Below are 24,185 nucleotides of genomic sequence, written 5' to 3' on the forward strand. Positions count from 1 at the left end.
ATCTCATTGACCAGCAGCGTGTTGCAAGACCGGGTCTTAAAACAGTTCCTCTTGTTTTTCTTTAGTATAAGTTATTCCGAGATGTTCGTAGGCGAGTTTGGTGGCCAGCCTTCCCCGGGCAGTGCGCTTCAAATACCCTGCCTTGAGCAGATAAGGCTCGACCGTGTCGGCGATAGTATCCACTTCTTCGTTCAATGAGGCAGCCAGAGACTCTATGCCCACCGGGCCTCCGTCAAAAGAACTGATCACAAGCTTAAGCACCTTGCGGTCCATATCGTCAAGGCCGGATCTGTCTATTCTCAAATCATCCAGGCTTTTGGCGGCTATCGCCTGATCGATCTTGTCTTTATTCGCCACCTGGACGTAATCGCGCACCCGGCGTAAAAGCCGGTTAGCCACACGGGGAGTGCCGCGCGCCCTGCGGCTTATCTCCAGGGCGGCTTCCTGGTCGATCCTGATATTCAACAGCTTGGCCGAACGGCTGACGATCTCAGCCAGGTCCACCACATCGTAGAAATCAAGGTGATGAAAGATCCCGAACCTGCTCCTTAAAGGGGAGGATAAAAGCCCTGACCGGGTCGTCGCTCCCACCAGGGTAAAAGGCTTGAGATGGAATTTTATGGTCTTGGCGTACGGGCCTTTATCGATGATGAAATCTATCTCTGAGTTCTCCATCGCCGGATAAAGGAATTCCTCCACCACCTTGGAAAGCCGGTGTATTTCGTCGATGAACAGGATATCCCCTTTTTCCAGATTGGTCAGGATGCCGATCAGGTCTCCCGCTCTTTCTATAGCCGGGCCGCTGGTGGCGGTGATCTTGGAATGCATCTCGTGGGCGATGATATGCGAAAGGCAGGTCTTTCCCAGGCCCGGAGGACCGGATAAAAGCACATGCTCAAGCGGCTCTTTCCTTTGTTTGGCCGCGGCCAGGCAGACCTTGAGGTTATCGACGATCTCTTTCTGGCCGATGAACTCGCCCAGCTTTGTGGGGCGCAGAGATATAATTAAAACAGTATCCTCTTCCGTCTCCTGGTTCTCGCGCAAAAGGAACGCCGGGACAGCCTCAGGATCAGGCCCCAGATAATTGAACTTGGCGCTGTCCGGCCTAATTGCTCTGGCTTTCGGTTCTCTGGTCATAAGGTATGATATTGTTCTGGTTCCGGGCTATCTCTATTTCGCCGAAGGCCTCGCACTGCAGGGCGCGGATCTCCCTGAGCTTGACCAATTCCAGTATGGATAGGAATGTGACGATTATCTCTATCTTTGTCTTGGCCTGGGTGAATAATTCCGAAAGCTTCACGGAGTTCTTCAATAACAGCAGATGAAGTATCTGATGGATCTTGTCTTCAATGCTGTATTCGTCCTTGATCACGTTGTAAAAAATATCTTTAGGAGTTTCTTCAAGAGCCTGGGAAAACGCGGTGATCAAATCAAAAATGCTTGCTTCGAAATACACCGGCGCGGTCTCCGGCAGGTCTTTCTCCTGAAGTTTCGGCCTTTTGAATATATCCTGCTGTTTTATCTCGCGCTGCCTTAATTCCTGGGCGATCTCTTTGAAACGCTCGTATTCCAACAGCTGTTTGACCAGCTCATCCCGAGGATCGACCGCATCATCCTGCGCCTCTTCGGATTCAACCGCCGGCAAAAGCATTTTGGACTTAATCTGCATAAGCGTGGCGGCCATAACCAGAAATTCGCCGGCGATGTTCAGGTCCAGGCACTTCATCAGCTCAAGGTAAGACAAATACTGCTCGGTGACCTTGGCGATCGGGATATCATAGATATTCAAATGGTCGCGCTTGACCAGGTACAAAAGAAGGTCAAGCGGGCCTTCAAAGAGCTCCAGTTTTATTTTATAGTTCATATGCCTAAAGCCGTCCTTACCTGGCGCATTGTTTCCTCGGCGGTCTTTGCCGCACGCCTGTTCCCGTCGGCCAGTATATCGGTTAATTTCGTTTTATCGCGCAGCAATTCCTGCCGTTTGGCGTAAAAAGGCGCCAGGTATTCCGTCAACTTTGACGCCAGGTTCTTTTTGCAATCCGTGCAGCCCTTTGACGCGTTAACGCACCAATCTTTCACCTCATCCATGGCCCCCGGAAAAAATGTGGAATAATACGAGAAGACATTGCAGATATCCGGATGGCCTTTATCCGAAAGCTTTATCCTTTTCGGATCGGTGATCATAGTCTGGACCTTTTTCTTTATGGTCTCCTGCGTATCCGAAAGGTTTATCGTATTGTTATAGCTTTTGCTCATCTTCCTTCCATCCAGACCCAACAGCCTGGGTGTTTGGGTAAGTATGGCGTCGGGATAAGGCAATACCTCTTTGTGATAAAGGCCGTTGAACCGGCGGCTGATCTCCCGGGTAAGCTCCAAATGCGGGAGCTGATCCTCTCCGACCGGGACTTTATCCGCTTTATATACCAGGATATCCGCGGCCTGGAGCACCGGATACCCAAGGAAACCGTAAGTATGCAGGTCGCGGGTCTGGATCTGGCGCAGTTGCTCTTTATAGGTCGGGCATCTTTCCAGCCAGCCCAAAGGCGTAAAGCAGGAAAATATCATAAAAAGGTCCAGATGCTGGTGGACCTGGGATTGGACAAAAATGGTGGATTTTTCCGGGGAGATGCCGAAGCTCAGCCAATCGACGAGATTATCCAGGGTATACTCGGATAAAACTTTCGGATCCTCATATTCGCCCATCAGCGCGTGCCAATCGGCAACCATAAAGAAACAATCGTATTCCTGCTGCAGCTTTATCCAGTTTTCCAGGGTGCCGACCAAATGGCCCAAATGAAGTTTGCCGGTGGGACGCATCCCGCTGAGGATTCTTTTTTTCTGATGCGACATATTTCGGTATTATTCCAGTGTCCGGGCGATCTTCTGTATCTGATAGGCCTCGATCATATCGCCAACCATCACGTCGGGATAACCCTTGATCGCCAGCCCGCACTCAAAACCCTCTTCGACTTCCTTGACATCGTCTTTGAAACGCTTTAAGGAAGCCAACTCCGCGTTATCCAGGACAACCGCGCCGTTGCGGTTAAGGGTTATCGCCGCGTTACGCGGGATCTTGCCTTTTTGGACAAAACAACCGGCGATGGTCCCGGAAGTGGAAAGCTTGAATACCTTGCGCACCTCGACCTTGCCCAGGAATATCCTTTTCAATTTCGGGGCAAGCATCCCCTCGAGGGCGGCCTTTATATCATTAACCAACTCATATATGACATTGTAAACCCGGACATCCTGGCCTTCTTTGTCTATCAGGGACTTGGCCAGATCATCCGGGGTAACGTTAAAGCCCAGGATCAAAGCGCCGGAAGCCAGAGCCAGGATCACGTCCGACGAGTTGATGCTGCCGGCTCCGTCATGTATTATATTAAGCTTTACCTCCGGAGAATTTATCTTGTTCAGGGCTTCTTTTATAGCCTCTACCGACCCCTGGGCGTCAGCCTTGATGATAATATTCAATTCTTTGATCTTGCCTTCTTTGATCTGGGAATACAGGTCTTCCAACCCCAGCCTTTTCACCGGGGTCATCTGCCTTTGTTTTTCCTTTTCCTGGCGTTTAAGCGCCAGTTCCTTGGCGGTTTTCTCGTCTTCGATCACAAAGAACTGTTCGCCGGCCTCGGGGATGCCGGTAATGCCTAAAACCTCCACCGGCGTGGACGGGCCAGCCTGGGTCAAAGGCCGGCCGTGATCGTCGAACATCGCCCGGATCTTTCCGTAAAAACCGCCTACGATTATATTCTCATTAAGATGGACTGTGCCTGCCTGGATCAAAAGCGTGGCTACCGGTCCTTTGCTTTTTACCATCTTCGCTTCCAGAACAACGCCTTTACCCTGCCGGTGGGGGTTCGCCTTTAACTCCAGCATCTCCGCCTCCAGGATAATCATTTCCAGCAGCGTATCTATCCCCTGGCCGGTCTTGGCCGATACCGGGACGGTTATGGTCTTGCCGCCCCAGTCTTCCGCCATAAGCCCTACTGCCGATAATTGTTTTTTCACCTTATCCGGATCAGCCTGCGGCTTATCGATCTTGTTCAAAGCCACAATTATCGAAACTCCGGCTGCCTTGGCATGATCGATGGCCTCCTGGGTCTGGGGCATTATCCCGTCGTCCGCGGCGACCACCAGGACCACGATATCAGTGACCTTTGCTCCCCTGGCGCGCATAGCGGTGAACGCCTCATGCCCCGGGGTATCCAGAAAAGTTATATTGCCTTTCGGCAGGCTGACCTTGTACGCCCCGATATGCTGGGTAATCCCTCCGTGCTCGGATTCAGCCACCTTACTGTTGCGGATGGCGTCGAGTATAGACGTCTTTCCGTGGTCAACATGCCCCATTATGGTTACTATAGCGCAGCGGTGCTTAAGGGTTTCGGGCAGGTCAGGCTTGTTATGGCCGATCAACGCGGTCTCTTCCTGGCCCAACGCCTCTTTGATCTTAAATCCGTATTTTTCGCAGACTTTCTCCACTACTTCTTTAGCCAGGTTCTGATTGATCCCGGCCATTACCCGCATACCCATAAGCGTCTTTATCAATACCGAAGGCTTTTCCTGAAGTTTAACGCTGAGGTCCTTTACCGATATAGGCAGTTCCATTTCCAGGTCTTTAAGAACAGGCTGTATTGCCTGAGGCTGCGCGGGGATCTCCGGCTTAGCTTCGACGACCGGCGCCGCCGGCTTACTTACTTCTTCTTTATGATGCGCTGCCGGATGTGCGGCGGTATGCTCTGCCTTATGATGCGCATGAACAGGCGCGGACTCGGATCTCGGCTGAGGCTTGGCCTCTGCCGGATGATGCGCTTTTGGATGCTCCGCATGATGGGCGACATGCGCTTTTAATTCATGCGTATCATGCGTTTTTTTCTCCGGCTCAACAGTGGCAGCCTTAGCCGCGTGCTTAATAGGTTCTTTTTTCTTGCTAACCGCGGGTTTGTGCAACGGCTTAAGCGTTTCTTTGGCCTTTTCCGGAGCATGCCCTGCGGCCTTTACCGCAGGTCTGGCCTTGGCCGGCTTGTGCTCTACTTTTGCCGCAGGCTTGGCTTTAATCTCTTTGGCCTTTTTGACCGTTGTCTTGGCTTTTTCTTTTTTTAATTTATCCATTTATCCGCTTTCTAAAATAAACAGCTGGTCTATTATTTAAGAAGCTTCTTGGCTTCCTTGATCATCTTCTCGGCTTTTTTCTCGCCTATTCCTTTTACCTGGGTAAGGTCTTTTACTTCAGCCTTGGCGATATCTGCCAGGGACTTGAAACCCGCCTCTTTAAGCAACTCCCGGGTCTTTTCTCCCACGCCGGATAATTCCTCTAAAGAAGGGGCTTTATCCGTTCCCTTTTCTTCCTTGTCTGACTCAGCCTTGACTGCAACGGCCTCCGCTGCGGCCGCTTCTTTATTCCTGGCGTCTTGCGCCGCTGCCGCTGCCTCCAAAGAAGCTTTAGTCCGCACATCCAGCTCCCAACCCACCAGTTTCGAGGCGAGCCGGACATTCTGCCCGTGTTTTCCGATAGCCAGAGAAAGCTGATCGTCAGCCACGGTTATTTCGACGCGCTTGGTCTCTTTATCCAGCTTCATCTCGCCCACTTCAGCGGGCAAAAGAGCGGCCTTGATATATTCCCGGATGTCTTCGCTGTAACGGACAATATCGATCTTCTCGCCGGAAAGCTCGTTGACTATATTCTTGACCCGGCCTCCGCGCATACCCACGCAGGCGCCGACCGAATCCACCTTATCGTCCTTGGACCAGACAGCTATCTTGGTCCTTTCCCCTGCCTGGCGCGAGATAGCTTTGATCTCGACGATCCCCTCGTATATCTCCGGGACCTCCAGCTCAAAAAGCTTTTTCACGAAATTCGGGTGTTTGCGCGATAATATTATCTGCGGGCCGCGGTTCTCTTTCTTGACCTCCGCGACAAAAGCGCGGATACGCTGTCCCTGCTTGAATTCCTCTTTCGGCGACTGCTCGCTCTTTAAGAGAAGGCCTTCGGCCTTGCCTAAAAGGTCGATCACGATATTGCCTTTCTCAAAACGGTAAACCGTGCCGCTGATGATCTCCCCGACCTTGCCCTGGAATTCCCCATAGACAACGTCCTTCTCCGCTTCGCGGATCTTCTGAATGATCACCTGGCGCGCCGCGCTCGCGGCAATCCTTCCGAAATCCTTAAGGGTGATCTCTTCGGTATTCTTGAACACGCGGATCTCCCCGGAAACAGGTTCCAGGACCACCTTAAGCTCTTCATTAAGCTTCACGTCTACATTACGGCGCACCGCACTCAAAAGGGCCGTTTCCACAGCCACGATCAAAACTTCTTTTTTTATCCCTTTTTCACGTTCAATCTGCTCTATTATAGCGATCAATTCTTTACTCATTTAATTTCCTCATCTCTTGCAAATCCGGGCCTTAGAACTCCTTGTCCGTAAACAAGTTGCAAGACCCGGTCTCGGTTTATTCAAGGATACGCCTGGCTTTGTTAATTTTAGCCAGGGGTATCCGGACAGCCTCTTCTTTTACCGTCAGGATATCCACTGCTTCAGGATCAGCCTGGCGCACAACCCCATCGTGCTCTATTTTACCATTAACCGGCTCAGATAGAAAGAACTTTACTTTTTTATTTACAACCCGGCAAAAATCCGCTGTTGTACGCAAAACCCGGTCCAAACCCGGAGAACTCACCTCCAGGACAAAGCTCTCTTTTATCAGATCGCCCTCTTCCAGGATCCTTCCTAACGCCCGGTTGGCCTCGGCGCATTCATCCATATTTATCCCGCCTTCAGGCTTATCCGCGAAGACGCGCAAAGCCAGTTTCGGGCCTTCATAGCGGCAGATCAATTCCACCAGATCAAATCCAAGGGACTCCAGCCTTTCCCGGATAATTTTTTCCAGATCAGCCGCTATCTCAAGCTTGCCCAATTATTCCACCCCAAAAAGCTTGAGGATGTTTTCCGGTGTATCGATAATCTTATCCTGGCCCCTGCGGTCCTTCAATTCGACCATCCCTTTTTTCACGAATTCTTTTCCGACAATGATCTGCTTCGGTATGCCCACCAGGTCAGCGTCCTTGAATTTCACGCCTGCCCGCTCATCGCGGTCATCCAGGAGCACGCTTTTTCCCTTGCTGCCCAGCGCATCGTAAAGCTTGCGGGCCTGGTTCAGTATATTCTCGTCGGTAACATCCAAAGGCGCCACTATGATATCATACGGGGTTACTTCATCCGGCCAGATGATCCCGTTCTGATCATGATTCTGCTCGATTATCGTGGAGATCAGCCGCGAAACGCCGATCCCGTAGCAGCCCATGATCAAAGGATTAAGGCTGCCCTTGGCGTCCAGAAAATTCGCGCCCAATGCCGCGCTGTATTTGGTCCCTAATTTAAAAATATGGCCGACCTCGATAGTATTCACTCTTTCGGATTTCGCTTTGCATTTCGGGCAGGCGTCCGCTGCGCCTTCTTTATAAGGGAACGCGGTTTTACAATCCGGGCAGACAAAGACCAGGTCCTCGCCGCAGGATGCCGGAACCATGAACTCATGCGAGACATTGCCTCCCATCACCCCGGAATCCGCTTCCACCGCCAGGCAATCAAGCCCGCAGCTTTTGAAAATATTCTTGTAAGCGCTAAACATCGCCTGATAACTTTTTTCCAGGCCATCCTCGTCCTGGTCAAAGCTGTACGCGTCTTTCATAATGAACTCGCAGGCCCTAACCAGGCCGAATCGCGGCCGCAGCTCATCCCGGAACTTTGTCTGTATCTGATAAAGCGTGAGCGGCAATTGCTTATAGCTGGAGATATGGTTCTTAGCCAGGTCGGTAATGATCTCCTCGTGCGTGGGGCCAAGGCAGACATTCCGTCCCCTGCGGTCGGTAAACCGGATCATTACCTCGCCTATAGTCTTATCCCTTCCTGTCTTGACCCACAGGTCCAACGGCTGAAGCGCGGGCAAAAGCAATTCATTAGCGCCGGCGGCGTTCATTTCCCGGCGGATTATCCCCTCTATATTCTTAAGCACCTTAAGCCCCAGGGGAAGATAAGAATATGCCCCGGCCATAAGCATGCGGGCAAGCCCGGCCCTTAGCATCAACTGATGGCTGACTGATTCCGCTTCCTGCGGCGCCTCTTTTAATGTCGGGATGAACGATCTTGACCAGTACATTATGATTACTCCCTGTTAAAATTTATTTATCTCGTCGAGCAGCGCGTCCACGCATTTTTTCGCCGGGATCTTGCGCATCGGCTTGCCCTTTTTAAAGAACAATCCGTCTTTCCTGCCGAAGGCGATGCCCAAGTCGGCGTGCTTCGCTTCTCCCGGCCCGTTGACCACGCAGCCCATCACCGCGACTGTAATTGGTTTGGCCGGAAGTTGCGGCGCAGAAGCGCGCACTTGGCCATCCAATCGGCAAAGGTGACCGCCGTATGCGAAAAGTTTCCGTTCCAGTTCCTTGACCATCCTTACCAGGTCCACCTCGCACCTGCCGCAGGTAGGACAGCTGATCACTTCCGGGCCGAACCTTCTCAAACCCAAAGACTCCAGCAACAACCTGGCTGACTTTACCTCTTCCTCGGGTTTATCGGTGAGGGATATCCTTATTGTATCACCGATCCCCTCCAATAGCAAAGCCCCGATAGCCACAGCCGACTTCAACAACCCCTTAGCGGCCAGACCGGTGGCAGTCACGCCCAGATGCAAAGGATAACCGCAGGCAGCAGATATCAAGCGATACGCCTTTATGGTATCAGCGGGGTTCTGGGCCTTTGCCGAGACGACGATATCCCGAAAACCGAACCCTTCCAACATGCCCAGATATTCCCTGGCGTATTTGGCCATCCTGGACGCCTGATCGCCAGAGCCGCCCACTGACCCGGAATTCAACCCCACGCGGATGGGGATGCCGGCTGACTTTGCCGCGCTGGCCACTGCCTTGATCTGTTCTTTCTTTCGGATATTGCCGGGATTAAGCCGTATCTTGTCCGCGCCGCTGTCTATCGCCGATAACGCCAGGCGCCAGTCAAAATGTATATCCGCCACCAAAGGTATATGTATATTTTTCTTTATCCGGCTGATCGCCAAGGCGTCATACCGGTCTTTTACCGCTACCCGGATAATCTCGCATCCCGCTTTTTCCAACCTTAGTATCTGCCTCACTGTGGCAGGGACATCGGCAGTCCTGGTTTTAGCCATAGACTGTATGGCCACCGGATTATTCCCGCCGATCCTGACATTGCCTATTTTTATTTCCCGGGTCTTTCTGCGCATCGCTTAGTATCCTATCTTATAAAGAATTTAGCCGCTTTATCGATAAAACCGAATTTTACCAGATCATTCACAAAGACCAAAGCCGCCAGCAGGATAATAAAGCTGAAACCCACCTGATTAAATATATTTTCGGATCTTTTGCTCAGGTATCTCCCGCGGGCCTTTTCCAATCCCAGCAACACCAGATGTCCGCCGTCCAAAGCCGGCAAAGGCAAAAGGTTGAATATCCCCAAGCTTATGCTCAATAACGCCATAAAATTCATCACCGCGACCACTCCCAGCTTAGCCACCTCCGAGGTCACAAAGAACATCCCCAAAGGCCCGGTCACCGAGTCTTTCATCGATATCTTCTGGGTGAGCATCAGCCAGAACGCCTTATAAGTCAATACGGTAAGCTCCCCGGTCTTCTCAACAGCCTTCGGCAAAGAGCGGAATAAGCCGTATCTTACCTTTATACTCTCGTCCATCTTGGGCTTTATGCCGATCAGGCCGACACTGCGTTTCTGGCCGAGGATATCGGAGAGCTCATTATTCTGTATCTTCACCTGGAACTTATACTCCTTGTCCTGCCGCAATACAGTCACCTCTATCGATTCCTGGGATTTCTGGGCCTGGATGCTCTTTTGCAGCTCTTCCCAGAGAGTGACCTTCGTACCTTCGACAGCGATGATCTTATCGCCTATTTGTATGCCTGCCTGCTGCGCGCCCATACCATCCAAAAGCCCTCCCACCTTGGCGGTAAGGCTGGGATATCCGGCTGCAAATATAACCCAGAAAAATAAGATGCCCAAAAGGTAGTTAAGCGCCGGCCCGGCGAATATTATCCAGAACCTGCGCGATACCGGCTTAGAAAGGTATTCATCGGCCTTGCCTTTATATTCGTCGAGATTATCCCCGGCCAGTTTGACGTATCCTCCCAAAGGTACGGCGCAGACCATATATTCGGTTTGTTTGCCTTTGTAAGACGCCAGCTTCGGCCCGAATCCCAGGGAAAAAGTCTCCACCCTCACCCCTGCCTTGCGGGCGGCTATAAAATGGCCGAACTCATGGACCATTACCAGGACACTCAATATCGCTATGAAAAGCATCAATGAAAACATACTATCCGGCCTTCCTTAATTTACCGGCTATCTCCAGGCTTATCCTCCTGGCCCAGTCCGAGCTATCCAGGATATCTTCAATACCGGGATCGCTTATGCCTTTATGCCGGGTAAGAACACGCCCCACAACCTCCGGAATAGAAATAAAATCCATCTTCCCTTTAAGAAACTCCTCCACCGCCGCCTCATTCGCCGCGTTCAATACGCAGGGATATGTCCCGGACTTGCGGGCCGCCTGATACGCCATCCTTAAACAAGGGAATCCCCGCGTATCCGGCTCGCTAAAATTCAAGCTCCCGGTCTTTATCAGGTCCAGTCCGGGCAGGCCGCTATTCAGCCTGTCGGGATATGAAAGCGCGTATTGGATAGGGATACGCATATCCGTTATCGACAACTGGGCCATGACCACGCCGTCAACGAACTCCACCATCGAATGGATTATCGATTCAGGATGAATTACTACTTTTATCTTATCCGCGCCAACCCCGAATAAAGCCATCGCCTCCAGGACCTCCAGTCCTTTATTCATCAGCGTCGCGGAGTCCACGGTTATCTTCCTGCCCATCTTCCACCGCGGATGGCTCAATGCCTGCTTCAGAGTGATCTTTTTCATCCGGCTGCGGTCAAACCCCAAAAACGGCCCGCCGGAAGCGGTCAGGTATATCCGCCGCAATTTGGCAATATCCCCGCCTTCCAGGCACTGCCATATCGCCGACTGCTCGCTGTCGATCGGGATGATCCGCACCCCGTACTTTTCCGCCCTTTTACGGACGATCCCCCCGGCCATAACCAGGGCTTCTTTATTGGCTGTAGCCACTTCTTTTTTATTGTCGATCGCCGACAATAACGGGCGCAGCGCAGCGGAACCGCTGATCGCCAAGACCACCATATCCACGTCCCGGGACTTACAGATATGCTCAACGCCCTGCGGGCCGCATAGAACTTTTACCCTGGTTCCAGCGACTTTACGCAGTTGGGCGGCCTTGCCGGGGTCATTAACGCAGACCTGTTGCGGCCGGAACTCCTTTATCTGGCGGACAAGGTCCGCGGTATTATTATTCACGCTTAAGGCCGCGGCCGAGAACTTATCCGGAAAAGCCCGGATAATATTCAAGGTATTGCGGCCTATGGAGCCGGTCGAGCCTAATACAGCTATCCTTTTCATCCGTCTAAAAATGTTTTAATACGATATTTATATAGAAGTAAAACACCGGGGCGGTAAAAAGCAGGCTGTCGATCAGATCCAGGACACCTCCCATTCCCGGGATCGTGCCCGCGGAATCCTTGACCTGGCAATCCCTTTTCATCAGCGACTCGGAAAGGTCTCCCAACTGTCCCAATATATTCAGGAACACCCCGATCAACAGCATATCCCAGTATGAAAAAGGCAGCATCGACTTACAGACCAACGCGCCCAGTATGCTGAAAACCATACCGCCGACCGCCCCTTCAACCGATTTCTTGGGGCTGATCCTGGGCATCAACGGCGTCCTGCCGAAACGAGAACCGACCAGGTATGCCCCGATATCCCCCAGCTTCGTTACCGCCAGGACAGTGACAAGCAGGCCTATGCCGTCGGGCAAAAGGCGGATCTTGATCAAAAAGCTCAAGAACCATGAAACATAAAGTATCCCGAAAAGAGTGGTGGAGATCCCCACTACCGCCCCGGAATTCTGGCGGCGCTTTAACTGCATTATGATCAGGAACAACAAAGCCAGGACAATGAACGACAACTCCCATTTCCTGGTAAGCTCGAAACGAAAGATGATCGAGAAAGGGATGATCGCGCCCATGCCGATACCGAAATACTTGTATATGCTTATACCCTTGTTCTCCAGCATGGTATAAAACTCATACAGGCCCAGGACAGTAAGGGTTATGATCACCGCGGTCAACATCCATTGGTTGAATATGGCCGCGGCTACCAGGCCCGCGAGAACTATGGAACTTATTATCCTCTTGATCAACATACAAACCCCGATCTTGGCTTGATCATCCGGTCATACAGAACCGAACTTCCTCTGCCGCTTGCGGTATTCCTCTATCGCCGCCTCCAGGTCCTTCCTGCGGAAATCCGGCCAGGATTTTTTGGTAAAATACATCTCCGCGTATGACAATTGCCACAGCAGGAAATTACTCAACCGGATCTCGCCGCTGGTGCGGACCAACAGGTCCGGATCCGGGATACCGCAGGTATAAAGATACTCCCCGAAATTATTCTCGTCGATATCTCCCAGCTCCGCCTTGCCCTTTTTAAAAGCCTCCGCGAATTTCTTTACCCCGTCCACGATCTCCTGCCGGGAACCGTAATTCAAGGCCAGGACCAGGGTCAGCCCGGTATTATCCCGGGTCTTCTCGGCCGCCTTAGCCATCTGGTCCAGGACCTTCTGCGGCAGCGGCTTTTGCTTTCCGATGACCTTGAACCGGATATTATCCTTATGCATCCGGTTCATCTCCTTGCTCAGGAAACTCTCGAAATAACGCATAAGCATGTCCACTTCGGGCTTTGGGCGCGACCAGTTCTCAGTGGAAAACGCGTACAGGGTCAGAAATCCCACGCCCAGGTCATTGCAGGCATTAACGATATCCTTGACCCGAAACGCCCCTTCGCGATGGCCAAGGACCCTGGGCAGCTTCCTGGCCTGCGCCCAGCGGCCATTGCCGTCCATTATGATCGCGATATGCCGCGGGATATCTCTTTCTTTAGTCATAGCAAAGTCTGATCCGGGCTGAACGTCCGTGATCGTTATTTATGCACCCGGTAATCTATATCGGGGAAAATGTTGTCGCTGTATTCTATTTCGCCGAGCCATTCCTCGTCTATAGAGTTGGATCTTATATCCTCATATAGGCGCGTGAACCGCAGCAGATGCTCTTTCGTCCTTTTGACCGCGTAGCTTATATGCGTGCCTGTGCCCAGGATAAAAGCCCAATCCGAGCTCTGAGCCAGAAGCAATTCCCGCAAGGCCTGGTTCAAAGCCCTCCGGGTCAGCCCGTTTTTGTCCGGGTAACTCCTTACCAGTTCGGTCATCCTGTCCGAGGCTGTATGCAGATGCCGGTAGACCCAATCGTTAGTCCCCTGCAGCCACATCTCGCTGTAACCCTTATAACCCCAGCTCGACATAGACGGGACGATCACCTGGTTTCGCGGGTTCTCCGCGAGATACTCCGAAGGGGTGATCAAGCGTATGGTATCCTGGTCGCAGGCGATCTTCCTGATCAGAAAATCGATCCACTGCGGGCCTTCATACCACCAATGGCCGTATAACTCCGCGTCATAAGGAGAAACTATGATCGGCTTCTTACCCATAAGGTCGTAAAGATATTCAACCTGTTTCTGCCGGTTGAACATAAAATTACCGGCGTGGCTTGCCGCCGTATCCCTGGCCCAATCCGGCATATAAGGCTGTTTTTCGTTGCCCGGTCCGGTGATCCGGTAATATTTTATCCCGGTATTTATCCTTACCCCGTCAGGGTGGATATACGGCTTGATATAATCGAACTCCAGGTCAAAACCTATGTCCCGGTAGAATTCGCGGTAATTGTAATCGCCGGGATAGCCCTCTATAGACGACCATACCTGTTTGGAAGACTCCAGGTCCCTGCCGAAACAGGCTACGCCTGTGCCCTTACAATAGACCGGGGCAAAAACCCCGTATTTCGGCCTGGGCGTGCCGTGCAATACCCCGTGCGAATCGGAAAAGAAATATTTTATCCCCGCGTTCTTGAGAAACTCGTCATGGCCCGGCATATATCCGCATTCCGGCAGCCATATGCCACGGGGTTTCCTGCCGAATACGCCCTCATAATGGCTCACCGCCACCCGCAGCTGCGCACGCACAGATTCCTTGCAGACATCCATAAGCGGAAAATACCCGTGGGTCGCCCCGCAGGTAATGATCTCCAGCTTTCCCATATCCTGCAGGTTCTTAAAAGCCAGGACCAGGTTCTTCCGGTATTTCTCAAAGGTATCCCGGCTGCGGCAAAAATGGTTCAGGTACATTGTCGCCAGCGACTGGAACTGCGGCTGCCAGGCGGTCCTTTCAATCTCTTTATGCGACAATTCGATCAGCCTGTTTATATGCTTTGAATAGCGCTCCTGAAGGAGCGGGTCGGATAGCATCGAGATCAATGTCGGGGTCATGGATATAGTTATCCGGAAGTCGATCTTATCCTCGACCAGCTTCTCAAAAACCCAGAGCAAAGGTATATATGTTTCGGTCATTGCCTCATAGAGCCAGTCTTCCTCCAGAAAATCCTCATGCTCCGGATGCCTGACAAAAGGAAGATGGCTGTGCAGGACCAGACAAAGGTAACCTTTATTCACGAGCGAACTCCTTTACCAGGTTGCTTGCCCTGGTTTCCCTGGAGACTATCGGTGTGATCGTGCGCTCCTCTATCTTATCGTTGGAGACCGCCTTTACCGGTATGGCCTGCTTGCCGTCGGGCAAGGCGTAACGCATAGTGAACGTCCCGTCCGGCCTCAGCTTTATGGGCTTGCCCTGGATAGTCACCGCCGCGTCCGGCTCGGTAGCGCCATAGACGATAAGCTCGCAGTCCACGGTCAGCCGGAACTTCCTGTCCTTCGATTTCTTCATCACCGGGCTTCCGGAAGAAGTCATCCCCGGAGAAGATAATATCCCGGAAAAAAGCGCGCGTTTGAACCTTTCCTGCCAGGCCTTGCCTATAGGAGAGCTGTGGCCCAGGCCGAAACCCATGCCGTAAAGCCTGCCGAACATCTCCTCGGGTATCATCCATTCCTCATCGGTAATCCAGGACGGGCCGTCTAACGGGGTAGACACTGTATTTGAACGCAGGATGGTAATGAAGTCGCCGTTGGCCAGCTTCAAGCCGTAATCGACGCACCAGGACCTTCCGGGCCCGCCGGTATCGATATACCAGCTGGTGGACTCGTGATGCACCTCGATATCGAAGAATTTGTGGCTGTTCTTTCCGTTAAAATTTATCTGGCTGACATCGTAGACCCGCAGGACTTTTTTAGCGCTGTTAAAAAGGTCCTTCAGCCGCTCGCGCAGGCTGCTCCAGGTATTCGCGGCCACTTCCCAGTAGCAGTGCAGCCACCAGGGGTCGCGCACCTGCAAAGCCATCATATCCTTATTGTATTGCCCGGGCAGCTCCGCCGGTAACGAGCGCCTAAATTTCTTGACCTGAGGATGGGAGAATTTGCTCTTTTCCACAGCCATCTCCTGCACGCCTAAAAGCTCCTTGCGCATCTCTAACGGGAATGCCTGCACCGATGCCACCACCGGCGGCTTTGCCTTTTTTTTGCGCGAGACCGTCTTTTTGGTTTTGGCCGAAACGGAAACTTTCTTTTTCAGCACCGCTTTCTTTATCTTGTCTTTGATCCTGCGAAGCACTGCCATACCCACCTCCTTTTAAAAGAAAGGAAACCCCTCTCTTTCAATCAAACAGTCACAAGTTGTCGAACGCTGACGCTACTTTTTCGGTTGCCGCCCTGCCTTAACGGCGGTTGCGTCCTTCAATTGTTCTTCCAGCGAATCTTTGAGCCCGGTAAGCTTTTCTATCCCGGCCCTGAGATCCTGGTTGATCTTACGCTCCTGTTCCAGCGACTTCTGGACGGAATCAAAACCGGTCTTTGCCGATTTAAGGGCATCTTCGGCTTTTTTAAGTTTATTCTCCAAAGCGCTGTTTTCCTTTTGAAGGCTGTATGCCTTTTCCTGGGCATCGAACCGGATGAACATTTCCTTATCCCGCGCTATCTTAGTCCGCCGGGATTTTGAGTAAGAATGGACCATGCCGGCCAGGAATAATACGTTTACTGCGATCAAAACGAAAACGATCCGGTTTTTCATATCTTCTCCCGCATCCCCTCTTGGACTGCGTTTATTTATTATCCCTAACGGCAGCTTATCGTCTGCGTCCTGCCCGAGCCCACGGAAACCATGGTTATCCTGGCCTTTAACAGGTCTTCGAGCAACGATATATAACTTTTGGCGTTAGCCGGCAGGTCCTTATACCTGCGGGCATCTGCCGAAGGCTTAACCCAGCCCGGGACCTGCTTATACACGGGCCGCGCTTTGCTCAAGGCATCAAAATCAGCCGGGAATTCCTTAAAGACTTTGCCTTTATATTTATAACCCACAGCCAGCTTGATCGTTTTCAGCCCGTCAAGCACATCCAGCTTGGTCAATGCCAATTCGGTTATGCCGTTGATCATGACCGCTTCCCTGACCATAACCCCGTCAAACCATCCGCACCTGCGCGGCCTGCCGGTAGTAGCCCCGAATTCATGGCCCTTCTTGCGGATAAGATCCGAGAACCGGCGATCAAACTCGGCGGGAAACGGGCCTTCGCCCACCCGGGTAGTATAGGCCTTGACCACGCCGATGACTTTATCTATCCGAGTCGGTGCGACCCCTGTGCCGATACAACTCCCCCCTGATGTGGCGGAAGAAGAAGTAACGAACGGATACGTCCCGAAATCTATATCCAGGAAAGTCCCCTGCGCGCCCTCAAAAAGGACATCCTTCTTGCGGTCGATCATATCGTTCAACAACAAAGCAGTATTGCAAATATACGGGGCGATCTTCCTGCCGAACGCGAGGTACTGGGAATATATAGGCTCAAAGGCGAAACCTTTATGCCGGTAAACCTTCTTGAATATCTCATTCTTTTCCTTCAGATTGTCTTTCAGCTTTTCCCGGAAGATCCCGGGGTTCAAAAGATCGGCCATCCTTATGCCACAGCGATTTATCTTATCCGCATAGCACGGGCCTATGCCCCTGCCGGTAGTGCCGATCCGGTTGGTCCTTTTCGCTTCGCGCAGCTTATCCAGTACTTTGTGATACGGCATGATCAGATGCGCGAGGCTTGAGATCTTTAAACGGTCGTCGATGAATATGCCGGACGCTGCCAGGCCTTCGATCTCTTTTATCAGCGATTCCGGGTCAATGGTGACCCCGTTGCCTATACAACAGACCTTGCCTTTATGCAGGATCCCCGAAGGTATCAAATGAAAGATGTATTCCTTACCGTCGACCACCACGGTATGCCCGGCGTTGCTGCCGCCCTGATAACGCACTACGCAATCCACCTTGGCGGAGAGTATGTCTATTATCTTGCCTTTACCCTCGTCACCCCACTGCGCGCCTACTAAAACTGTATTCATTATAATGATATCCTTTTGTTATTTTTATGCCTGCATCGTGAATATCCTACGGGCGATATCCGGATATTTGGCTATGAACTTCAATTCATCGTCTACCAGAGGCCTCTGGTTATGGACATTGGCGTACCGCGCCAGCTCCAGTATATCAGCGGCTTCTTTGTTATCCTTAAAAACAAGCTCCAGCTTGTCGTAAACGTTCCTGAAACCCTTGATCCCGGAATATTCCCCTACGGTTATCTTGCGCCCGGTCTCGATTATCTCCGGATCGCCGCGGCCCAGCTCTTCATATTCATAAAGCTCGTAGTTACGCCTGTCTTTGAGCGCCCCGTCCGCGTGTATCCCGGATTCATGGGCAAAGGCATTGGAGCCCACGCCGGGCTGATTTATGGGTATGGGTATACCAAAGGCGTATGACGCGTATTTACAGATCTTCCAGGCCACCTTAAGGTTGATCTTCTCATCGAGCATATACTTGTCGCGCATCTGGCTGCCATATTTGATCGCCAGTATCACCGCCACCAGATCGGCGTTGCCGGCGCGCTCGCCCATTCCGTTCACGCAGGTATTTATATACGCGTCCTGGCCGGCGTCATTAGCCGCCATAGCCCCGCAAACTGAATTAGCCACGACCATACCCAGGTCATTATGACAATGCACCTCGATAGGCAGGCAAACCTCTTCAGCCAGCTTCTTGATCCGTTCATAGATGCTGAACGGCGAATCAAACCCCAGGGTATCGCAGTATCTTACCCTGTCGGCTCCGGCTTTCTTGGCGGCTTTTGAAAATTCCACCAGGTATTCGATCCGGGTGCGCGAGGCGTCCTCGGCATTGACCCCGATGGATTCAGCCCCAAGCTTCCTTGCCGTGGCCACCGCGTCTTCCATCTCCTTGATCACCGACGAGTGGTCTAATTTGCCTTTGAACTTGTGCACGATCATCTGGTCGGAAGTCGATATCGAAAGGTTCAAATGCCTGAGCCCGGGGACCAGTTTGAACGCCTGCTTGACATCTTCCGAAGTAGCCCTCAGCCATCCGCTCAGGCGGATATTGGAAAAAACCTTACGCCGGGCCAGCTCCAGGTTGGCGTTAAGATAATTCGTCTCGTGGCGGGTAAGGGGGAACCCGAACTCCGACTGGAAGAAACCCATTTCATCAAGATATAAATTGAGCATGGTCTTCTGCAGTTTGGAAAGGCAGATCCGGGAAGTCTGCACGCCGTCACGATTAGTTACATCGATCAAATAGATCTTGGGTTTAGCGGTCATTTCAACACCTCTTTATTTAGCCGTTATTATTTTGCGCAACTCCTCTTTCGAGGGGACATTCACCGAGCTGAATACCTCCTGGTTATCCAGAAGGTACGCCGGACCATGCATTATCTTCAGCTCTTTAGTGAGCGCGGTATTCTCCAGAAGCAGCGCCCTTCCTTCTTCGCCCCGGGCGCATTTTTTTACCGCCGCGCTGTCCAGGATGCCCAGGCAGTCATCCCACCAGGAGCTTTCTATATCCTTCTGGCGGCAGGATAAATAATCCCAGGCGTAACCGGGATAATATTTCTGCACGCAGACCGTCCTTAAGCACTCCTCTATCTCAGACTGGCCCTGGGGGGCGGTCAATTTACCATCCTTGGATTCGCCGGCCAGCAAATGTATCCGCGGATTGAACTCCTTGATATTTTCCAGCAATTTCCCGGTGTTCGGGTCATATAAACTTATAAAGACATCCAGATTGTCAGCCGCCTTTTCGCGGTTCAGGAAATACCCCACCCCGGCAGCCTGGGGCTTTATCATATAATAGCCGCCGTTCTCCTCAAGGTTAACTTTAAGTTTATCGAAATCCTTCTCTTTTTCGGCCGACCTGTCCAGCAAATAAGCCGGCAAGGTCTCCAGCTTCAGGCCGCGGATCAGCTCAGCCGCCTTTTCGCCGGGATAATATTCATAGGACACCTCCAGCCCGGGCATTTGGTTTTTAAGCATCTTGATCACCCGCTGCGTATCGCAGGTCCGGCAAACAGCCGGGGTAACGATCAAAAGCCCGACCTTGTTCGGTTCGATAAACTGGCAGGAGGCATTGATCGCGCCGGGGTCCCGGCATATACCAAGCATCCCCGCTTTGCGGCAATTATCGTCTTTAAAACACCGCGGCAGAATATCCTGGATTTGCTTATCATCAGCCACCTTATCCGAAAGCCGCAGTTCATCCACCCGGGAATCCGTTATCTTTTCGCCTTGCAGGACCAACGTGGCTTTTACCAGTTTTCTCCCCTGCCAGACCGGCCTTAATAACAAAGTAGAATCGACCATGGTCGCGGGCTCTTTTTGTTGGCGGTTAGCGCCCACGACAAGGATATCGATCATTCCGGGAAGCTCTTTAAGCAACGCCTTATCTTCTTTTTCGCCCAAATTGCTTAAAACGACGATAATATCAGTTTTTTTCTGTTTTAATTCCAGGACGGTCCGCTTAAGCGCGTCCAGCGCCGGGTCGATCTTAAGCCCTCCGGCTTTCGCCGCGCTGAAAGGAGAAATCAAACCGGTTATCCCGATCTGCCTTTTCCCGACCCTCTTTAATACATACGGCGCCACTTTTTCCGACACCAGGTTGCAGGAAACCAACGGTATCTTTACCCGGTCAAGCTCTTCTTCCATAACCTGCCTGCCGAAGCTGAACTCGCTGTCCCCGATGCCGACAGCGTCGTAACCGATAATATCCATAGCCTTCAGATTTATCCCGTTGCGCCTGCGGTCCAACTCGGGATTCTGGGCATATTCATCCAGGATCCCCCCGGCAAAAAAATTCCCGCTGTCCAAAACCAGGATATTCGGGTCTTTAGACCTTAGCTCCTTGATCAAACCCGCCCTGCGGCTTACTCCGCCGTCAGGCTCTTTAGGGCAGCTACAGGTATAGATCATAGAATGGGTCTGTCCGGTCAAAAGCAGGGTTATTTCTTCGGCCAAGGCGTTGCCGCGGCCGAAGATCGCGATCAATGCTCCGCACAACGGTAACACAAGCCAGGACTTTTTCATATGACCGACCTCTTTTAAAACGCTTATAATTTTACCAATTTTACCGCCAGGATATTCTCCATAGCCTTGATCTTTTCCAGCAGTTCCGCCGATATCGGGCTATCCACGTTGAAGATGCTCACCGCTTCCCCGCCCGGAGTGTTCCTGCCGAAGATCATTGCCGCGATATTTATGTTATGCTTGCCCAGCAACATACCCACGTTCCCGATGATCCCGGGCCTGTCCATATTCTTCATCACGATCATATAACCGGACGGCGTGGCTTCAACGTAAAAATCATCTATCTTCACGATCCGCGGCTCCCGTTTGGGGGAAAGCGTGGCCGCTACAACGCGCGACTCCTCATCGGTCTTGACCACCAGCGAGACCAGGTTCACAAAACCCTGGTCAACGGAGGTCTTTGTCTGCCTTACCTGGATCCCCCGGCTGCGGGCCAAAGGTATGGCGTTTATGAAATTGACCGTTTCTTTCAACACCGGGCTGAGCATCCCCTTCATTATCGCCATAGATAAAGAAGCGGTGTCGTATTTGGTTATCTCCCCGCTGTACTGGATCTCTACTTCGCTGATCCGGCCCTTGATGATCTGGCTGGAAAAATTACCGAGCTTTTCCGCCATCAGGATATACGGCTGAAGGACTTTGTAAAGCTCCGCGTCTATATTGGGATAATTGGCCGCGTTGCGGATGCCTTTTCCCAGAAGAAAATCGCTGACGCATTCGGCGATCTCTATGGCCACGTTCACCTGGGCCTCTTCCGTGGAAGCGCCCAAATGGCAGGAAACGATAACATTATCCAGCTTAAGCAATTCGGAATCAGCGGCCGGAGGTTCGGACTCAAAAACATCCAGGGCTGCGCCGGCTATCTTGCCTTCTTTGATCGCCTTGACCAGCGCCTGTTCATCGATGATCCCGCCGCGGGCGCAGTTCAACACCCTGGCCCCTTTTTTCATCATCCCGAACTGCTTATCCGAAATAAGATGCCTGGTATCCTCGGTCAAAGGCACATGCACGGTGATAAAATCCGATGCGGCCATAAGCTGGTCCAGGTCGACCACCTCTATCCCCAAATCCTCAGCCACCTCGCGGGAAAGATAAGGATCGTAAGCTTTTATCTTCATACCGAAGGATTGGGCCCTGCGGCTGACTTCCCGGCCGATCCTGCCCAAACCTACGATGCCCAGGGTCTTCTTGTAAAGCTCAATGCCCATGAATTTAGAGCGCTTCCATTCGCCTTTTTTAGTCGAGGCGTTGGACTGGGGTATGCTGCGGGCCAAAGCCAGAAGCATGCTCATCGTATGCTCGCAGGTGGATATCGTGTTGCCTGCCGGGGCGTTCATAACCACTATGCCCCTTTCAGTGGCTGCGGGCAGATCCACGTTATCCAGCCCTACTCCGGCCCTGCCGATCACCTTTAACTTAGCGGCAGCCTGGATTATTTCTTTATTCGCCTTGGTGGCACTGCGCACAATAAGGGCGTCGTAATCTTTGATAACTTCTTTTAACTCTTCGGGTTTCATTCCAGTTTTAACATCCACCTGGAAATCCTTGATGCCCTTTAAAATAGATAAACCTTCTTCCGACAACGAATCGCTTACTAAGATTTTAAACATGTCAAATTCTCCTCACGTAAAAGAACAATACAACCCTTACTTGCCAAAACAAAGCCGGGGTCTCTCCCGGCAGACTAAGGTGTATATTATACCCCAGCAATACCGGAATAATCAAGTAAAAAATAGCTAATTTCCGGCCCTAAATAAACAAAAGGACGGCTTTGTTATGGCCGTCCTTTTGAACGCTTTTCTATCGGCAGTAACTGCTTCTTATTTATCCAAAAACACCTTTTCCGCAGCCGCCACGCCGGCTCCCATCTGGAATTTATAGCCCATCTGGCTTAAAACCTTTTCCAGGCAGGATATCCCGGAGATTATATCGAACTCGCCGATATAACCCATATGGGCAAAACGAAAGATCTTGCCTTTAACCTCGGATTGTCCGCCGGCAATGGTGACCCCGTAAGAATCACGCATAGTCTTGACCAGCTTCTCTCCGTCTATTCCCGCAGGGACTTTCACCGCAGTGACCACATCCGAAAAAGCGTCGGGCGCGAAGAGCTCCAGGCCCATCGCCTGGACTGCGGCGCGCACAGCGGCGGCCATCTTATGATGCCAGGCGAATATCTTATCCAGCCCTTCAGCCTTCATCAGTTTTATCGCTTCGTTCAAAGCGATGATCAAGCCTATAGCCGGCGTCCATGGCGTGTCGGTCGAGGCGTAAGACTTGCGCGCGGCCTTAAGGTTAAAATAATATTTCGGGCATTTTGATGTTTCGGAAAGCTTCCAGGCCTTAGGGCTTACTGAAATAAATCCCAGCCCCGGAGGGAGCATCAGGCCTTTCTGCGATCCCGAGACCACCACATCGCAGAACCACTCGTCAGCCTTCAGGTCGATAGCCCCTAAACCGCTGACCGCGTCCACCACCAGGATCGCCTCGGTATCCTTAACGATCTTGCCGATCGCCTGGATATCGGTGGCTACGCCGGTCGAGGTCTCGCATAAAGTAGTGAATACCGCCTTGTATTTGCCTTTGCCGGACTTTAATTTTTCCTCGATGGCTTTCGGGTCCACCGCCTTGCCCCATTCCACCTTGATCACTTCGCAATTTATCCCGTAAACCTTGCAGATCTCCGCCCAGCGCTCGCCGAATTTACCGGCGTCGACGCTAATGACCGTATCCCCGGGGGAAAGAAAATTGATCGCCGCCGATTCCAACCCGCCGGTCCCCGAGGAAGCCAGGATCATCACCTCGTTAGAGGTCTGAAAGATATATTTCAGCCCTTCGTGCGCCTCTTTGAGGATAGCCTGGAACTGGGGGGTGCGGTGGTGGATAATAGGCCGGGAAAGCGATTCACAGACCTCCGGCGGTAACGGCGTCGGCCCAGGTGTAAGCAAATAATTCTTTTTCATCTCTTTACCTCGCTGTTTGATTGATATTTATTTCTTTGTCTTCCCTAAGAACACTTCATCCACCAGGCCGTATTCTTTGGCCTCCGGGGCGGACATAAAATAATCCCGGTCCGTATCCTTCTGGATCTTCTCCAGGGATTGTCCGGTATGATGAACCAATATCTCATTGATCTTATCGCGCATCTTAAGTATCTCTGTCGCCTGGCGCGATATATCCTCGGCAGCGCCCTGAACGCCTCCCCAGGGCTGATGGATCATTACCCTGGAATTCGGCAGCGAAGAACGTTTGCCTTTAGTGCCGGCAGCCAGAAGAATAGCGCCCATGCTGGCGGCCTGGCCCACGCAATAAGTAGCCACATCGCATTTCACGAACTGCATTGTATCGTATATGGCCAGGCCCGCGGTAACCGAACCGCCCGGGGAATTAATATAAATATGAATATCTTTAGCCGGATCCTCCTGCTGCAGAAAAAGCATCTGCGCGATCACCAGATTCGCTTCCATATCGTCGATCGCAGTACCGATAAAAATGATCCGGTCTTTAAGAAGCCGCGAGTAGATATCGTAGGCGCGCTCAAAACCCTTGGCATTCTGCTCAACCACCATAGGCACTAACGATTGCATCTTCATATCCATATAACCCTCCTGGTATAGAGATACCACACCCGCGCCATTCCAATTAGCGTGGGGTGT

21 protein-coding genes are annotated in these 24,185 nt (G+C 51.9%); all 21 read right to left on the minus strand.

Annotated elements, in window-relative coordinates; translation table 11 throughout:
- Positions 1 to 36: 36 nt before the first annotated feature.
- The 21 genes from ruvB to clpP all read right to left on the minus strand — a co-directional run bounded on the left by ruvB (position 37) and on the right by clpP (position 24,122).
- The gene (gene ruvB, locus M0R35_02305; protein ID MCK9594490.1) at positions 37 to 1,137 is read right to left on the minus strand and encodes a Holliday junction branch migration DNA helicase RuvB; all 1,101 of its coding nucleotides are present in this window, start codon (positions 1,135 to 1,137) and stop codon (positions 37 to 39) included.
- Positions 1,106 to 1,864, minus strand: a complete 759-nt coding sequence (locus M0R35_02310) for a segregation/condensation protein A (GenBank protein MCK9594491.1) — start codon at positions 1,862 to 1,864, stop codon at positions 1,106 to 1,108. Before M0R35_02310 ends, ruvB begins: the two co-directional genes overlap by 32 nt.
- Positions 1,861 to 2,850 (minus strand): tryptophan--tRNA ligase, encoded by a 990-nt coding sequence (gene trpS / locus M0R35_02315; protein MCK9594492.1) that lies wholly within the window; start codon positions 2,848 to 2,850, stop codon positions 1,861 to 1,863. Before trpS ends, M0R35_02310 begins: the two co-directional genes overlap by 4 nt.
- 9 nt (positions 2,851 to 2,859) lie before the next feature.
- On the minus strand, positions 2,860 to 5,109 hold the full coding sequence (gene infB / locus M0R35_02320; GenBank protein MCK9594493.1) for a translation initiation factor IF-2: 2,250 nt from the start codon (positions 5,107 to 5,109) through the stop codon (positions 2,860 to 2,862).
- Positions 5,110 to 5,141: 32 nt separating this feature from the next.
- On the minus strand, positions 5,142 to 6,371 hold the full coding sequence (gene nusA / locus M0R35_02325; protein ID MCK9594494.1) for a transcription termination factor NusA: 1,230 nt from the start codon (positions 6,369 to 6,371) through the stop codon (positions 5,142 to 5,144).
- A 76-nt stretch (positions 6,372 to 6,447) separates the two neighbouring features.
- Entirely contained in the window at positions 6,448 to 6,912 is a 465-nt protein-coding gene (locus M0R35_02330; protein MCK9594495.1) for a ribosome maturation factor RimP, read from the minus strand.
- On the minus strand, positions 6,913 to 8,154 hold the full coding sequence (gene proS, locus M0R35_02335) for a proline--tRNA ligase (GenBank protein ID MCK9594496.1): 1,242 nt from the start codon (positions 8,152 to 8,154) through the stop codon (positions 6,913 to 6,915).
- Between the two features lie 15 nt (positions 8,155 to 8,169).
- On the minus strand, positions 8,170 to 9,255 hold the full coding sequence (gene ispG / locus M0R35_02340) for a flavodoxin-dependent (E)-4-hydroxy-3-methylbut-2-enyl-diphosphate synthase (protein MCK9594497.1): 1,086 nt from the start codon (positions 9,253 to 9,255) through the stop codon (positions 8,170 to 8,172).
- An 11-nt stretch (positions 9,256 to 9,266) separates the two neighbouring features.
- A complete protein-coding gene (gene rseP / locus M0R35_02345; protein MCK9594498.1) occupies positions 9,267 to 10,355 on the minus strand; it encodes an RIP metalloprotease RseP in 1,089 nt (362 codons plus the stop codon).
- Between the two features lies 1 nt (position 10,356).
- The gene (locus tag M0R35_02350; protein MCK9594499.1) at positions 10,357 to 11,520 is read right to left on the minus strand and encodes a 1-deoxy-D-xylulose-5-phosphate reductoisomerase; all 1,164 of its coding nucleotides are present in this window, start codon (positions 11,518 to 11,520) and stop codon (positions 10,357 to 10,359) included.
- Positions 11,521 to 11,524: 4 nt separating this feature from the next.
- On the minus strand, positions 11,525 to 12,325 hold the full coding sequence (locus M0R35_02355; GenBank protein ID MCK9594500.1) for a phosphatidate cytidylyltransferase: 801 nt from the start codon (positions 12,323 to 12,325) through the stop codon (positions 11,525 to 11,527).
- Between the two features lie 30 nt (positions 12,326 to 12,355).
- Complete coding sequence (locus tag M0R35_02360; GenBank protein MCK9594501.1) at positions 12,356 to 13,066, minus strand: isoprenyl transferase; 711 nt, start codon at positions 13,064 to 13,066, stop codon at positions 12,356 to 12,358.
- A 35-nt stretch (positions 13,067 to 13,101) separates the two neighbouring features.
- Positions 13,102 to 14,682, minus strand: a complete 1,581-nt coding sequence (locus tag M0R35_02365; protein ID MCK9594502.1) for a DUF1957 domain-containing protein — start codon at positions 14,680 to 14,682, stop codon at positions 13,102 to 13,104.
- Positions 14,675 to 15,739 (minus strand): DUF4912 domain-containing protein, encoded by a 1,065-nt coding sequence (locus tag M0R35_02370; GenBank protein MCK9594503.1) that lies wholly within the window; start codon positions 15,737 to 15,739, stop codon positions 14,675 to 14,677. Before M0R35_02370 ends, M0R35_02365 begins: the two co-directional genes overlap by 8 nt.
- Before the next feature lie 72 nt (positions 15,740 to 15,811).
- Entirely contained in the window at positions 15,812 to 16,189 is a 378-nt protein-coding gene (locus M0R35_02375; GenBank protein MCK9594504.1) for a hypothetical protein, read from the minus strand.
- A gap of 44 nt (positions 16,190 to 16,233) precedes the next feature.
- The gene (locus tag M0R35_02380) at positions 16,234 to 17,508 is read right to left on the minus strand and encodes an adenylosuccinate synthase (GenBank protein MCK9594505.1); all 1,275 of its coding nucleotides are present in this window, start codon (positions 17,506 to 17,508) and stop codon (positions 16,234 to 16,236) included.
- Positions 17,509 to 17,529: 21 nt separating this feature from the next.
- Positions 17,530 to 18,771, minus strand: a complete 1,242-nt coding sequence (locus M0R35_02385) for a homocitrate synthase (protein ID MCK9594506.1) — start codon at positions 18,769 to 18,771, stop codon at positions 17,530 to 17,532.
- A 12-nt stretch (positions 18,772 to 18,783) separates the two neighbouring features.
- Positions 18,784 to 20,529, minus strand: a complete 1,746-nt coding sequence (locus tag M0R35_02390; GenBank protein ID MCK9594507.1) for a hypothetical protein — start codon at positions 20,527 to 20,529, stop codon at positions 18,784 to 18,786.
- Between the two features lie 23 nt (positions 20,530 to 20,552).
- Positions 20,553 to 22,139 carry a phosphoglycerate dehydrogenase gene (gene serA, locus M0R35_02395; protein MCK9594508.1) on the minus strand — a complete coding sequence of 529 codons (1,587 nt, stop codon included), beginning with the start codon at positions 22,137 to 22,139 and terminating at the stop codon, positions 20,553 to 20,555.
- Positions 22,140 to 22,349: 210 nt separating this feature from the next.
- Positions 22,350 to 23,492 carry an alanine--glyoxylate aminotransferase family protein gene (locus M0R35_02400; GenBank protein MCK9594509.1) on the minus strand — a complete coding sequence of 381 codons (1,143 nt, stop codon included), beginning with the start codon at positions 23,490 to 23,492 and terminating at the stop codon, positions 22,350 to 22,352.
- A gap of 27 nt (positions 23,493 to 23,519) precedes the next feature.
- On the minus strand, positions 23,520 to 24,122 hold the full coding sequence (gene clpP, locus M0R35_02405; protein MCK9594510.1) for an ATP-dependent Clp endopeptidase proteolytic subunit ClpP: 603 nt from the start codon (positions 24,120 to 24,122) through the stop codon (positions 23,520 to 23,522).
- Positions 24,123 to 24,185 lie beyond the last annotated feature (63 nt).

This window comes from Candidatus Omnitrophota bacterium (genome assembly GCA_023227985.1).
Lineage (GTDB): Bacteria > Omnitrophota > Gorgyraeia > Gygaellales > Profunditerraquicolaceae > JALOCB01.